The 12,920-nt window shown below is 47.9% G+C and carries 14 protein-coding genes; 7 read left to right on the forward strand and 7 right to left on the reverse strand.

Annotated elements, in window-relative coordinates; translation table 11 throughout:
- The first annotated feature begins 101 nt into the window (after window positions 1-101).
- The 3 genes from vapB to Vsou_RS07930 are packed head-to-tail and all read left to right on the forward strand — an operon-like array spanning window position 102 to window position 1,793.
- Window positions 102-338: a type II toxin-antitoxin system VapB family antitoxin gene (gene vapB, locus Vsou_RS07920; RefSeq protein WP_229709778.1), complete on the forward strand. Its 237-nt coding sequence runs from the start codon at window positions 102-104 to the stop codon at window positions 336-338.
- Complete coding sequence (locus Vsou_RS07925; RefSeq protein ID WP_188603031.1) at window positions 325-717, forward strand: type II toxin-antitoxin system VapC family toxin; 393 nt, start codon at window positions 325-327, stop codon at window positions 715-717. Before vapB ends, Vsou_RS07925 begins: the two co-directional genes overlap by 14 nt.
- A gap of 11 nt (window positions 718-728) precedes the next feature.
- Complete coding sequence (locus Vsou_RS07930) at window positions 729-1,793, forward strand: AAA family ATPase (protein WP_264890691.1); 1,065 nt, start codon at window positions 729-731, stop codon at window positions 1,791-1,793.
- Between the two features lie 6 nt (window positions 1,794-1,799).
- Here Vsou_RS07930 and Vsou_RS07935 read toward each other — a convergent pair whose 3' ends face one another.
- Both Vsou_RS07935 and Vsou_RS07940 read right to left on the reverse strand, forming a co-directional pair.
- Complete coding sequence (locus tag Vsou_RS07935; RefSeq protein WP_188603033.1) at window positions 1,800-2,006, reverse strand: hypothetical protein; 207 nt, start codon at window positions 2,004-2,006, stop codon at window positions 1,800-1,802.
- Window positions 2,007-2,085: 79 nt separating this feature from the next.
- The gene (locus tag Vsou_RS07940) at window positions 2,086-2,631 is read right to left on the reverse strand and encodes an NTPase (RefSeq protein WP_054843803.1); all 546 of its coding nucleotides are present in this window, start codon (window positions 2,629-2,631) and stop codon (window positions 2,086-2,088) included.
- 49 nt (window positions 2,632-2,680) lie between these two features.
- On the opposite strand from Vsou_RS07940, the gene Vsou_RS07945 reads away from it, so the two are divergent.
- Window positions 2,681-3,694, forward strand: coding sequence for a phosphate uptake regulator PhoU (locus Vsou_RS07945; RefSeq protein ID WP_188603034.1), 1,014 nt, complete (start codon window positions 2,681-2,683; stop codon window positions 3,692-3,694).
- 5 nt (window positions 3,695-3,699) lie between these two features.
- On the forward strand, window positions 3,700-4,353 hold the full coding sequence (locus Vsou_RS07950) for a class I SAM-dependent methyltransferase (RefSeq protein ID WP_188603035.1): 654 nt from the start codon (window positions 3,700-3,702) through the stop codon (window positions 4,351-4,353).
- On the opposite strand, the gene Vsou_RS07955 is transcribed toward Vsou_RS07950, so the two are convergent.
- From Vsou_RS07955 to sufB (Vsou_RS07965), 3 genes are all read right to left on the reverse strand, one after another.
- The gene (locus tag Vsou_RS07955) at window positions 4,340-5,539 is read right to left on the reverse strand and encodes a SufB/SufD family protein (protein WP_188603036.1); all 1,200 of its coding nucleotides are present in this window, start codon (window positions 5,537-5,539) and stop codon (window positions 4,340-4,342) included. The two genes, Vsou_RS07950 and Vsou_RS07955, sit on opposite strands and share 14 nt — an antisense overlap.
- Window positions 5,540-5,570: 31 nt before the next feature.
- Window positions 5,571-7,004 (reverse strand): Fe-S cluster assembly protein SufB, encoded by a 1,434-nt coding sequence (gene sufB / locus Vsou_RS07960; protein WP_188603037.1) that lies wholly within the window; start codon window positions 7,002-7,004, stop codon window positions 5,571-5,573.
- A 73-nt stretch (window positions 7,005-7,077) separates the two neighbouring features.
- Window positions 7,078-8,499 carry a Fe-S cluster assembly protein SufB gene (gene sufB / locus Vsou_RS07965; RefSeq protein WP_188603038.1) on the reverse strand — a complete coding sequence of 474 codons (1,422 nt, stop codon included), beginning with the start codon at window positions 8,497-8,499 and terminating at the stop codon, window positions 7,078-7,080.
- A 115-nt stretch (window positions 8,500-8,614) separates the two neighbouring features.
- Here sufB (Vsou_RS07965) and sufC point away from each other — a divergent pair, with 115 nt between their 5' ends.
- Together sufC and pyrC are read left to right on the forward strand one after the other, a co-directional pair.
- Window positions 8,615-9,385, forward strand: a complete 771-nt coding sequence (gene sufC, locus Vsou_RS07970; protein WP_188603039.1) for a Fe-S cluster assembly ATPase SufC — start codon at window positions 8,615-8,617, stop codon at window positions 9,383-9,385.
- A 31-nt stretch (window positions 9,386-9,416) separates the two neighbouring features.
- Entirely contained in the window at window positions 9,417-10,739 is a 1,323-nt protein-coding gene (gene pyrC / locus Vsou_RS07975; RefSeq protein ID WP_188603040.1) for a dihydroorotase, read from the forward strand.
- Window positions 10,740-10,762: 23 nt separating this feature from the next.
- Here the strand turns inward: pyrC and asd are convergent, their stop codons facing one another.
- The gene (gene asd, locus Vsou_RS07980) at window positions 10,763-11,782 is read right to left on the reverse strand and encodes an aspartate-semialdehyde dehydrogenase (RefSeq protein ID WP_188603041.1); all 1,020 of its coding nucleotides are present in this window, start codon (window positions 11,780-11,782) and stop codon (window positions 10,763-10,765) included.
- Complete coding sequence (locus Vsou_RS07985) at window positions 11,770-12,861, reverse strand: amino acid kinase family protein (protein WP_349293694.1); 1,092 nt, start codon at window positions 12,859-12,861, stop codon at window positions 11,770-11,772. The genes asd and Vsou_RS07985 overlap by 13 nt, the downstream gene beginning before the upstream one ends.
- Between the last annotated feature and the right edge of the window lie 59 nt (window positions 12,862-12,920).

The raw sequence follows: 12,920 nt of genomic DNA on the forward strand, positions 1-12,920 counted from the left end.
AAGTTAAATTAAACTAGGATGTTTATGGTGTTCCTTGTCATGTCTACAGTATTGTAGACAGATGAGTTTATAAGTATGTATATTGGTTAGTAAGATGATTGGTGATTTACTTGACAACTACGGTAATCAGCGTCAGGGTTAGGGAGGAGGTTAAGAGATTGCTTGAGGAGGGTGGTATTGATGTTAATGAGGAGGTTAGGAGGTTCCTTGAGGACCTTGCGTTGAAGGTTAAGATTAGGAGGTATGTCTCCATGTGGGATGAGCTGTTGGAAAATATTAAACCGAGTGAGGAGGGGTTTTCAGTGGGCTCTGTGAGGGAGGATCGTGAGGGTCATTGACTCATCAGCCCTTATAAAGTACTTCACCCGCGAGACCGGTTGGGAAAGGGTTAGGGATTTAATGTTGGATGGCGTGATGACGGTTGATTTAGCCATTAAAGAGGTAGCGAATGCACTGTGGAGGAAGATTATCAGGGGCGAGGTGGACTATAATATCGTACTTACCATCATGAGGACCTTACTTGAGGAGGCCATACCAATAATTGATCAAAGAAAGTACGTAATAAGGGCCCTTGAACTTGCCGTGAAGTACAGGATCACTGTGTACGATGCAATATTCATAGTACTAGCCCTGGAGCAAAATATGGAACTTATAACCAGTGATGATGCCCAAGCTGATGTGGCTGGGAAAGTCGGTGTTAGGGTAATCCTAGTTTAATGCGTTATTTCATGCATAGACCCAATAATGTGCTTGGTAAGGGATATAAAACTGGTGTTCCACCAGTTACTGGTATGTCACCAGTTTCCTGCGGATTCTTTGACACTAGGCCTAAGGTTAGTAGGGATTTTGTATTTGGTAGGGATGATGTGATTAATGAGGTTGAACGCTTATTGAATAGCGGCTTTTGGCCTGTCATTCTTGGTCCTAGGAGGGTTGGTAAGACTACGGTTATGAGGGTTGTGATTAATGAACTCGGTGGTATCTATATTGATGTATCAACAATAATGGGGCTTAAGGGCCTTGGACTTAGGCTCATTGATGAGGTTAAGAGACTGAACATTAGGGTTAAGCTTAACCTAGCCATGCTTCAGTTAGATATTGAGAGAAGGCCCATGGTAATTATTGAGGGCTTGATCAGGGAGTTGGGCGATGTTGTTATTGGTATTGACGAGGTTCAGAACATAATTAGTCCGAAGCTTCCCTCTCTTCTCTCCGTGGCTTATAACGAGTCCAGGGTTAGGTTTATCTTTAGCGGTTCTCTCGTTGGTACCACACGCCTAATAATGAAGAGCCCCGAGTCCCTGGGCAGACCATTGATTAGATTTGAGCTTAGGCCCTTCACCAGGGAACAGTCCATTGAATTCCTGAGAATTAGCTCGAGGAACTGTGGCATTAATATTAGTGACATCGAGATTGAGAATGCAGTAAATGAATTTGACGGCATTGTTGGTTGGTTAACGTACTACGGAAGTCTCAGGTCGAGTGGTAAGAGCCATCCAGAGGCCATGGAGGCCCTGAGGAGCATTGCCAGGGAGGTTATTAAGGATGAACTCAGTAAGTTGGGCAGGTATGAGTTAGTTACTTACAGGGCGTTGGCCACGTTGAGTAGGGCCAGGTGGATTGAGATTAAGAGACTTGCTGAATCCCTAATTGGGCATTCAATAGATGATAAGACCTTCACCACGGGCCTAAAGGCCCTGGTTAACATGTACATGGTTAGGGAAGTTGAGCGAGGTATTTACGAGGTTATTGATGGATACATGGCCAGGCTAGTCCGTGAATACGGTGTTTAAAAGGCCTTAATTAATTCCAGGGGCCTTGGCCTTGATTACATGCGCTATCGCACTCGTTACCCAGGCAATCACTAACCCAACACCAACACCCCTGAGGTATGGGTTCCCAGTAACATAGGATATTGAGAGAAATACTATACTCAGGACTAACTCGAACACAGTCAATACAATGTCCAAGCGCCTCAGTAACCTGATCCTCCACCCAGGCCACATGGTACTTCGCCGCAACTATGCCTTATCATTAAATATAAAACATACCTTGTGATCATTATTAATGGTTATTGCCCCATAATCACTGTACCGGCTTGATCTCCTTATCTAACTCCCTGGTTAAATCATTGAGTACCTGGTCCCTATTAACCTTGGTTAACGTAATGACCCTAAACCCGTACTTGCTCACGAAGGATGCCACGGGCCTATTGGTCCTGTAGGCCATGTATATTGTGCCGAGGATGTGAACGTTATTTACAGTCTCCTCAAGGGTCCTCAGGAAGCCGTTGTGTATTAGTTCCATCTTACCGATCTCATCAATAACCAGTAGTGAACCTGGGCTTGCTGCCCTGATTGCCGGTATCCCGACTTCATCCATGGCCTTTAAATTGACGTTGTACCTACCGACCGTTGGTCCGCCGGCAAATAGGCTAACGTGCGCTAACCAAGTCTCCTTGCCGCTGTTAATGTCGATTATCTTGAAGCCAATCCTTGAACCGCCCTCCCTGACCTCCGTGGTTATGAAGCCATAAATTCCAATGCCCATTGACCTTGCGTGATCAGCCAACCTCTTGATCAGTGTTGTCTTGCCCACGCCTGGTTGTCCCGTGATTAATATCCTTAGCATTGTATCCTTATTATTGATAAGATTAATTAAGGGTTAGTGTCTTATACGTGTGGTTGAGGAGGAGGTTAGGAAGGTTGTGGCTTCGGGTAGGTCTTCAATAGCCATTACAATACCCAAGAAGTGGGTCTCTGCACTGGGCATTGGTGCTGGTTCCCACGTTCTTCTTAGGTTCATGGGTGATCACGTGGCTGTGATACCCCTGGGACGCACTGTCCGTGGTTCCGGCGCCAACAACGTCATTGAGGTTGATAGGGATAACCCTGACTACGTGCTTAGGAAGTTGATTACACAGTACCTTAAGGGCATTGATGAGGTTAGGGTTAAGTTCGGTGGTTATGCTGATGTTAAGGACGAAATTAAGGAATTGGTTAGGGAGAGGATTTCCGGGGCTGAGGTTATTGAGGAGAGTAGTGACCACCTTGTCCTTAGGTTCGTAACACCAATACCCGAGATACCGATTAAGAGATTGATAAATAGGATGATGCTTACCGTACTTGGCATGCTTAGGGACTCCCTGGACATACTACGGGGATCAGGTATAGAAACTGAGGATATAATTAATAGGGATAATGAGGTTGACAGGCTGTACCTACTCATTGAGAGGTTGGTTATGATGGGCATCACCGATCAGTCGATCCTTTCGAAGCTAGGGGCCGGTAGTTCCAGGGAGCTCGTTAACACGTTGATGGTTTCCAAGTCCATAGAGAGGGCTGGTGACCACGCCTGGAGGATCGCGCAAATAATAGGTGAGGCGCATCAAATGTGCTGCAAACTTAGTGAGCTACACATCTCAAATAGTGTGGTTGAACTTGGCCTGAATTCCACTGATATCCTTAGGGAGGCCGTGATAGCCTTCATAAATGGCGATGTCAATGATGCCATGGAGGTCCTGGATAGGAGGGTTAACATGAGGGGTAAGAGTATTGAGGTTATTAAGTCGATTTATGGCAGCGGCCTTCATGTAGACGTGGGTGGTAGGTTGATGATGATTGTGGAGAGCATCAGGAGGATTTCCGAGTATAGTTATGACGTTGCTGAGATAACCCTTGACACGTATGGGTAATAACCATGTCATCAATACCAATATTCAATAGGTATGCCAGGGACTACGATAATTGGTACATGAAGCACGCGAACACGGCCGAGTCCGAGGTTAGGGCAGTCTCAATGCTAGTGCCTGGCGGTCTCGGTATTGAAATCGGTGTCGGCAGTGGGTTCTTTGCAGGTAGGGTTGGTATACCAATTGGTCTAGAGCCCGCCATGGCAATGGCCGAGTTAGCTAGGGATAGAGGTGTTGATGTTTTTGTTGGTGTTGGCGAGTCCATGCCGCTCAGGGATTCGTCATTCGACTACGCAGTCATTGTGGTAACCATATGCTTTCTCGATAACCCGAGGAAGACCCTCGCGGAGGTTTACAGGATTCTTAAGCCCAGTGGTAGGTTGATTACCTGCATTGTGCCGAGGAATAGCGAGCACGGTAGGTACTACATGGAGTTGGGCAGGAGGGGTCACAGATTCTACACCGTGGCTCATTTCTATACGATTCATGAACTTAAGGAGGTACTGGGGTCCCTAGGTTTTTCCGTAAATGATAGGGCCATTGCAGTGCTATCCAGAGGCGTTGGTGATTATTTCGAGGAACCCAGGTCAGTTGGGTTGACTGAGGCTGAGAACTATGGGTTTGCATGCATTGAGGCCGTGCATGGGATCACTGAGGCTTAGCCAGTATTCTGCTCATTATTAGTGATCTTAGGGTCTCTGCATCCGCTGAATACTCGGTGGGTAGGGACTCTATGAATTGGGAGATCATTTCATGAATTATTAAGTCCGTAACCTCATCCCTACCTATTCCCCTGAGCCTGAGGTAGTTTACCTGGTCCTCGTCTGGTGAGGCATCGGCTGCGCTGTGCCTTGCGCCGTTCACGTCGCCCGTGTCCACCATGATTATGGGTACTGAGGCCGCGTAGGCGCCCTCATTCATTATGAATACCTTACCCTCAACACTGGTGTCGCTCCACTTGGCGCTATCCGTGATCCTGCCCAACGCCCTATGTATTACGAAGGACTTATCCCTGGCTATTCCTAGAACCCTTGAGTAACTTGTTCCTTTTTCGCCGGTGTGCATTATATTCACTTGGTAATCAATCCTTGATTTACCATAACCAACCTCAAGACCCAAGTGATTGATGCTGGAGTTCCTGCCCTGTAGTACGTAGTCCTCCCTATGGTGGTTCATGGCGCCACCGATTAGGAGGGTTCTTGCGGTTATCTCGGCGTCGTTACCCATAATAACCTTGATTAATGCATAGGATGGTACCTGCTCATGCATTCCCACAGTAAGTATGTTAAGTCTTGAGCCCTCGCCTAGGTAAATCTCCGCAGTCGTTGATGGGCAACCACCAGCTCCAAGCATGAATAGGCTTAGTGACGCCTTGATGTTGTCGTTCACAAGTATGGTATAGTGGGTAGGCAGCAGTACGGGGCTCTTCGTTGCCGCGGCAATCCCTATCTTGAGCGGCTTGTCCAGGTCATTATCGATCTCAATGTATGCACCACCAACTAGGTTGGCTGCGTGCCTAGCCAATGCTTTGGACTCCGAAATGTCAATGGACTTAAGGATTAGTTTGCCTAACTCGTTATTGAGTTCTTCGAGAGATATTACGTTGATGCCTCCTGGGGTGTTTATAGTGCTTACGATACCATTCATCGACACTACATTTAATTCAGTGGGTAGGTTAATTGTGGGTGAGTCAGCAATCACACCTGGACTTGGTTCAATACATCTCTCAAAGGCGTTCCAGTCAGTGTAGTATTTGACTGATGGTGAGTCCCTGATTTGCTGATAGGGTATTTTCTGCGCTAGCTCCCTTGCCCTGTCCCTTAATTCACTGAACCACTTAATGCTCATTAAAATCACCAAACCGGACTGGGTATTTAAATCATCCAACCTTAGATAACTTGCCAAACTCAAGCTCAATAATCCTGTTAAGCGTCATTGCATACTCAGTGGGTAGGCGCACCGTAATGTCCTGTATGAAGCCAAGCACAACAAGGCTCCTGGCAGTCCCCTCGTCAAAACCACGACTGCGTAAGTAGAACAACTTATCCTCGCTTAACCTGCCTGTGTATGCCTCGTGTGTTACCGTGGCCGTATCCTCAAAGACCTGGTCGTGGGGTATTGTGTACGCTCTAGACTTGTCGTCGAGGATTAATGAGTCGCAGGATACCGTGGACCTGGCATACTTAGCTCCCTCCCTAACATAGACAAGCCCCCTATACGCTACTGTACCCCCGTTTATGCTCACGCTCTTATTGACTATCTTGCTTGACGTCCTTGGTGCGTCATGGTATGCCTTAGCCCCATTTTCCTTCCAGAATGGGCCGTTGGCTATGGTCACACCTATTATGCTTGTCTTCGCACCCTCACCCTTAAGCACTGTGCTTGGGTACGTATAGCTAACCTTACTACCAAGGCTACCCTCAACCCACTCAACGGTTGAGTTCTCCATGGCCACAGCCCTCTTATTATTAAAGTTAATTATGTTCCTGCTCCAGTTCTGTATTGTGTTGATCCTTAGGTGGGCGTTTCTTGCCGCGTAACCCTCCACCATACCATCGTGGAAGCTGAAGCCCTTATACACAGGGGCTGCGCAACCCTCAAGCCACTCAACGCTCGCGCCCTCATCAGCGACTATTAATGAATGCTCAAACTGACCCTCCCCAGAACTACCTATTAGAAAGAAGGACTCTATTGGCATGTCAAGCTTGACGCCTGGCGGTACGTAGACGAATGTGCCACCACTCCACAAGGCAATGTGTAGAGCGGAGAACTTATGCTCGCCCGGTGGGAATACCCTGGCGAAGTATTGCTTTACTAGGTCTGGGTACTTCTTAACTGCCTCATCCATTGTAGTCACCACGGCGCCCTTCTCCTCGAGATACTTCTTTACGTGAAGGTAAACAACCTCTGAGTCAAATTGGCCGAGTAATCCAGCCAATACCTTGGCCTCGAGTTCGGGCATACCCAGGGCCTCGTAATATTTCCTAATCTCCTTCGGCACATCATCCCATGACTTAGCCTTCTCCACATTGGGTTTTGCGTATAGGACTAGGGACTCCAGATCAATCTCCTCCTTAATAGGTAACCACCTCGGTTCTGGTAATTTTTCGAACATTTCCAGGGCCCTAAGCCTAAGCCTCCTCATCCAATCAGGCTCACCCTTAATTCGACTAATTTCCTCAATCATGTCCTTCGTTATCCTGCCCTTAATGACGGCCTCCCAGGGCAATCTCTCCATTTCTGGTCCAAGTAGTTCTTCGACGGAGCTTTTCTCAATAACGGACTTCAAAGACTCTGTTGATTCACCAACCATCAGTGTCACCGAGTGTCTGCACTATGGGTATTTTAAAAACCGGATCCAGGAATTAATTTACAATGAACTGCATTTAACCAACACCACCGAGTTTCGAAAGCTCCAGCTCAATGGCCCTATTAAATATTGACATGTACTCCACAGGTAGGTTAATCATCACGTCATGGAAATAACCAAGGACCATTAAACTACGTGACTCCTCCTCACTTAACCCACGACTACGCAGGTAGAACAACTTATCCTCGCTTAACCTGCCTGTGTATGCCTCGTGTGTTACCGTGGCCGTATCCTCAAAGACCTGCTCATGGGGTATCGTGTAAGCCCGGGACCTATCATCTAGTATTAGTGATTCGCAACTGACTGAGGACTTTGAATGCCTCGCTCCTTCCCTAACGTAAACAAGCCCCCTATAAACCGAGGTACCACCGTTAAGGCTAACGCCCTTACTAACAACCTTACTGTACGTGTGTGGAGCACTATGGAATACCTTGGCGCCCTCCTCCTTCCACGTCGGCCCATTGGCAAGGGCGACACTCGTTATCGTAGTCCTTGCATTGATGCCCTTAAGAATACTCATTGGGTACACGATCGTCACCTTACCGCCCAGGGAACCGCTCACCCAGTCAACACTGGCGCTTTCCTCTACAATGGCCCTATTATTGCCGAAGTAAATAACGTCTTTACTCCAGTTCTTCAAGTCCACGAACCTAACCCTGGCGCCCCTGTGTACGTATGCCTCGGTCACGCCATCATGAAGGCTAAGCCCAGTGAACATTGGAGCGGCGCAGGCAACAATGAATTCGGCGCTGGCATTCTCACCAACAACAATGAGAGAGTGCTCAAACTGACCAACACCAGCGCTACTTATCAATATGACTAGCTCCAATGGGGTCTTAATATGAACGCCCGGCGGTACATAAACAAACACGCCACCGCCCCAAAGCGCTATGTTAAGTGACGCGAACTTATACTCAGGTGGGAATACCCTGGCGAAGTATTGCTTTACTAGGTCTGGGTACTTCTTAACGGCCTCATCCATGCTCATGGCAATGATGCCCGCCTTTTCTAGGTCCCTCCTAACATTCTCATAAACTACGCCTCCATCAACCTGCCCAATAACCCCAGACAAAACCTTGGCCTCGAGTTCAGGTATCTTGAGGGACTCGTAGTACTCCCTCAGCTCCCTGGGTAATTCATCCCATGACCTAGCCCTTTCAACATTCGGTTTTGCGTAGAGCACTAGGGACTCAAGGTCTATGTTTCCCTCTAGCGGAAGCCAATTGGGCCAGGGTTGTTTCTCGAACATTTCCAGGGCCCTAAGCCTAAGCCTCCTCATCCAATCAGGCTCACCCTTAATCCTACTGATCTCCTCCACGACGTCCCTGGTGATCCTGCCCCGGAGTTCAACGTTCCACTTAATTGGTTTAGCGTGACCCAGTATGTTTGAGATCTCCTCGGTCCTTGAGATCTCGAGTTTAACTCCGTTCCTGCTCATGATTATTCTCTTAAATATTCTGTTTTTACATTGTTATTAAGCTTTCTCATGGTTGGGTTACATAGACACTGCCGAAAAGTTTTTAATCAGTGTCACAGAAGCTACGTGACCAATAATGACAAGACTTGAGGTAATTAACCTAAGTGTTGAGGTTGATGGTAAGAGGATACTAAACAATGTTAACCTAACCGTTGAGTCAGGGGAGGTTGTGGCCATAATGGGGCCAAACGGTAGTGGTAAAACAACACTGTTTCTAACAATAGCCGGTCATCCAAGGTACAACGTGGTTAATGGCGATATTAGGCTTGATGGCGAATCAATACTGAAATTATACCCAGAGGAGAGGGTTCAGAGGGGTGTTTTGCTTGCTCTTCAGAGTCCAACGCCTGTACCGGAGGTTAGGTTATCGACCTTAATAACGGCCATGCTCAATAAAAGGGCTGGTAAGCACATTACGGATCCACCATCACCGCAGGCCATTGCTGAGATGACTAAGTTAACAACTGAGCTCGGCCTAAAACCCGAGCACCTATCGAGGGGTGTACACGCTGGGTTCAGTGGTGGTGAGTCCAAGAGGGCCGAGATGCTTCAGCTCCTAATGTACAAGCCCAAGGTGGCCATGCTTGATGAGCCAGACTCGGGGCTTGACGTAGATGGCATAGCCATAATAGGCAGGTCAATTGCGAAGCTAGCCCAGGGAGGAACAGCAATACTTGTCACTACGCACCACGCGGAAATACTGCACTACGTTAAACCCACGAGGGTTGTGGTAATGGCAAGGGGCTCAATCGTGCATGTAGGTGGCGAGGATGTCGTTAAGGCCATTGAGTCCATGGGTTATGAGAGGTTTCTCAAGGACATCGCTAACATGAACATGACGAAGTAATTTATTTAACTAAGGTTCCTATAATTAACTAATGAGTACCAAGGTTAATACATTAATTAAGGCTAGGGCCTACGTAAGGGGCGCAGTCAGGCTAACCTACATAGGCATAACCGGCAGTGAGCTGTCCTATGTCGGCAATGAACCAATTGAGGCGGAAAACAAGATTGAATTACCCAATCAATACCTGGTCCTTCCAGGCTTAGTGGATATTCACGTACACTTCAGGGACTTCGACCTTTCCTACAAGGAGGACGCGGTTAGTGGTACCCAGGCTGCGTTAGCTGGTGGTTATGTGGCTGTCGGTGACATGCCGAATACGAAGCCGGCGATAAAGACCGTAGAACTACTAAGAAGGAAGATAGAGGAGTTCAGCAGGAAAACAAGCCTACATATTAGGCATTACTTTGGCGCACCGCAGGACCCATCCCTACTGAGGGATGCACTAAGCAATGGCGCGCATGCCGTGGGTGAGGTACTTCCCGAGGAAGTCGCTGAGTACGGTGGTGACCAGTACCTGGAGCTCCTCTTCAGGGAGGCAGCTAGGGTTGGCATGCCCATTATAATGCATTGCGAGGATCCACTGATCATAGGTCAGTACAGTGGGCCCAGGGACTTTGAGCACCACAATGTTATTAGGAATCCAAGGGCCGAGCTATCATGCATACACAACGTGATAAGGCTGGTTTATAGGTACGGCACGAAGGCCCACATAACCCACCTAACACTACCCCAGTCGATCGGTATAATTAAATCCTCTGGGCTAGATATTACTTTTGACGTAACCCCGCACCACATGTTCCTCAGCCAAGAGGAGTGCCTGGCGAGGACTGAGAAGCCGGCCTATTGTAAGGTAAACCCGCCACTAAGGGATGAGACGACAAGAAGGGAGCTATTGACCATGTTAATTAGGGGTGAGGTACAGATGGTAGCCAGCGATCATGCGCCACACGCCAATTGGGAGAAGGATAAGCCATACGATGAGGCGCCGCCGGGTATCGTAGGCCTTGAAACCACTGCCCCACTACTACTAACGCTTTGGCGTAGGGGCTTTGCAGACCTTGGTACGATAATGAGAGCAATCCAGGAAAGACCAGCCAGGTTCCTTGGTTTAAACATAGGGATTAGGCAGGGGTCCTGCGCCGATTTAACAATAGTGAATACAAAGGCTAGACACAGGATCGAACCTGAGAAATTCAAAACCAAGGCAAGGTTCTCTCCATTTAAGGGATTTGAGGTTGACATCGCCGTAGCCGCCACAATACTCCACGGAAAGTTAATGCACTTAAGTGAGGAGTTTATTGATAGCGGCACAACCAAGGCTATTGAGTCCTCTCTCGGGACCCCTGGGCCTTAGTCTTGGTCATGAAGTTAATGATTTTAGAGAATCCCTAGGGTTTTCATTGTCTCTATTGTTAATATCGTTATCCCGGCTGCACCACGGACCAGGTTATCGCCAATAACCACAAGTCTCAGCACGTTATCCCTTATTGTTACCCTGCCAACGCTCACAGCCATTGGATCCAAGTCCCTGGCTGGCTGTGGTGCATCAACCCTGTCAAGCACCTTTATTGGCTCCCTGGGTGCTGTTGGTAACTCCTTTTCCTGAGGCAGTGACTTAAACCTCCTCAGTCTTTCAATAACCTGGTTAGCATCTGCATTCCTATTAAGTATGGCATGTATCACTGCGGTGTGCCCGTACTTGACGGGCACCCTGGTTGCCGTTACATAGATGGGTTTACCCCACGGATCGTAGTGATCAACGAGTTGCTTACCGAGCATCTTATTTATCTCAATATCGATCTTTTCCTCCTCGCCCTTTATAAACGGTATTACATTACCATCTATTGCCAGGTAAGACAAGCCCAGGTAACCAGCTCCAGAGACTGACTGCAGCGTTACTATGTGCAACGTGCCTATGAGGTCCTGGATTGGCTTCAGGGGCATTGATATTATGGCTGCCGTGCAGTTCGGGTTCTTCACCATCCAGTTGCCCTTAAGGTCCCTAAGTATGTTTAGATGCTCCCAATTAACCTCGGGATTTATCAGAGGTATCCTTGGGTTCATTCTCTCGGGGGATGCATTAGAAACCACGTTTAAACCAGCATTCGCCAACTTGCTCTCCGTGGGCCAGGCCACATCGTTCGGCAATGCCGAGAGCACCACATCAGCTGCCTTGTGGTCGGCCGGGTCAGTCGACACTAACGCCATGTCTTTAACGTACTCAGGTATATCACCGGGTATGAACCAATGAACTACATCGCCGTACTTACGCCCTACCTTGCCTGGCGATGCTGATAGGCCAACGATCTCAATGAATGGGTGATTAGCCAGTAACTTAATCATCCATTGCCCCACGAGTCCCGTGGCCCCCAGTATTGATACTCTCACGCGATCCATACCCTCACCCATCTGTGTACATCCCTAGCCAGTGCTATTGCATCATCCCAATCGTTTACCAGGGTGGATATTGCGTGGTTATGTTCGTTCCTGACCTCATTGATTTCGTATGAGGAAACGATTTTCGTGACTTCGCTCCTTAAGCGTTCATTCAGTGAGAGATTGCAGCCAACCACAGACACTCTGAACCCGTCTCTGCCGGTCTCACTGACCGTGACCAGCTTTGGCGCAGTGATGCAATTGTTAATTACGTAAGTGCCGCTTTCATGCCATGGATCCGTTATGAACGTAACAACCCTACTATTCATAAGTGGCTCGAAGGTTCTGGGGTGAAACTTCTTGGCGCCAAGCATCGAAGCCACGTTAGCCTCACCATAACTAATTTCTTTAATTAATACGGGGTCATTTATTATCCTAGGGTCACCACTTAATAATCCACCACTATCTGTGTAGAAGGTTAGGCGTGACGCTCCCAGGTAATTGGCGAGTAATGAAGCCGTGTAGTCACTACCACCCCTGCCCAATGATGTGTACCGACCATCCTCTGTAACGCCAAGGAAGCCAGGCACTATGGCTACATCATATGCACTAAGCAACTTCCTAAACCTGTTAACAACATACCTGCTGCTTAACTCGTGATTCACCAGTGCGGAGCCCCAGGAATCATTGGTCATAATACCAGGTTCATAGACAGCCCTTGCATTTAATTCAAGTAAATCCCTGAGCACGTTCTCAACGAGAAGTACTGACAGTAATTCTCCATGGATCACCACGTAATCCCTAATCCATGGGTCCTCCAGGTTTATGAATCTGCGTAACTCCTCGCGTGTTAACTCAAGGAAGGACGCCAATTTATTGAGCCCAAGGTTTAGTGCCTCGTTGACATACATTAATATTGCATCATCAAGTGCCTTTGGGTCATGATTGTCAGAGGCCCTTATTAGAAGGTCTGTTACTCCTTTCATGGCCGAGACAACTATTATTAATTTGCCACCGTACGGGCGTTCTCTCTCTACGACGTGGTTCATAACGTTCAGGACATTACCATTAGTTAATAACGAACCACCCACCTTTGACACCCGTACGTCCAAGTCTAATACAGGGTTTCCATTTCCATCGGGTCACCTCTATATAGGCA

It is taken from the genome of Vulcanisaeta souniana JCM 11219, from assembly GCF_026000775.1.
Lineage (GTDB): Archaea > Thermoproteota > Thermoprotei > Thermoproteales > Thermocladiaceae > Vulcanisaeta > Vulcanisaeta souniana.

Bases quoted from the DNA above. Each gene is read 5' to 3' on its own strand.
- sufC (WP_188603039.1), top strand. From the start codon at position 8,615: ATGACAAGACTTGAGGTAATTAACCTAAGTGTTGAGGTTGATGGTAAG.
- Vsou_RS07950 (WP_188603035.1), top strand. From the start codon at position 3,700: ATGTCATCAATACCAATATTCAATAGGTATGCCAGGGACTACGATAAT.
- sufB (WP_188603037.1), bottom strand. From the start codon at position 7,004: ATGGTTGGTGAATCAACAGAGTCTTTGAAGTCCGTTATTGAGAAAAGC.
- Vsou_RS07940 (WP_054843803.1), bottom strand. From the start codon at position 2,631: ATGCTAAGGATATTAATCACGGGACAACCAGGCGTGGGCAAGACAACA.
- Vsou_RS07935 (WP_188603033.1), bottom strand. From the start codon at position 2,006: ATGTGGCCTGGGTGGAGGATCAGGTTACTGAGGCGCTTGGACATTGTA.
- asd (WP_188603041.1), bottom strand. From the start codon at position 11,782: ATGGATCGCGTGAGAGTATCAATACTGGGGGCCACGGGACTCGTGGGG.
- Vsou_RS07955 (WP_188603036.1), bottom strand. From the start codon at position 5,539: ATGAGCATTAAGTGGTTCAGTGAATTAAGGGACAGGGCAAGGGAGCTA.
- Vsou_RS07930 (WP_264890691.1), top strand. From the start codon at position 729: ATGCATAGACCCAATAATGTGCTTGGTAAGGGATATAAAACTGGTGTT.
- pyrC (WP_188603040.1), top strand. From the start codon at position 9,417: ATGAGTACCAAGGTTAATACATTAATTAAGGCTAGGGCCTACGTAAGG.
- sufB (WP_188603038.1), bottom strand. From the start codon at position 8,499: ATGAGCAGGAACGGAGTTAAACTCGAGATCTCAAGGACCGAGGAGATC.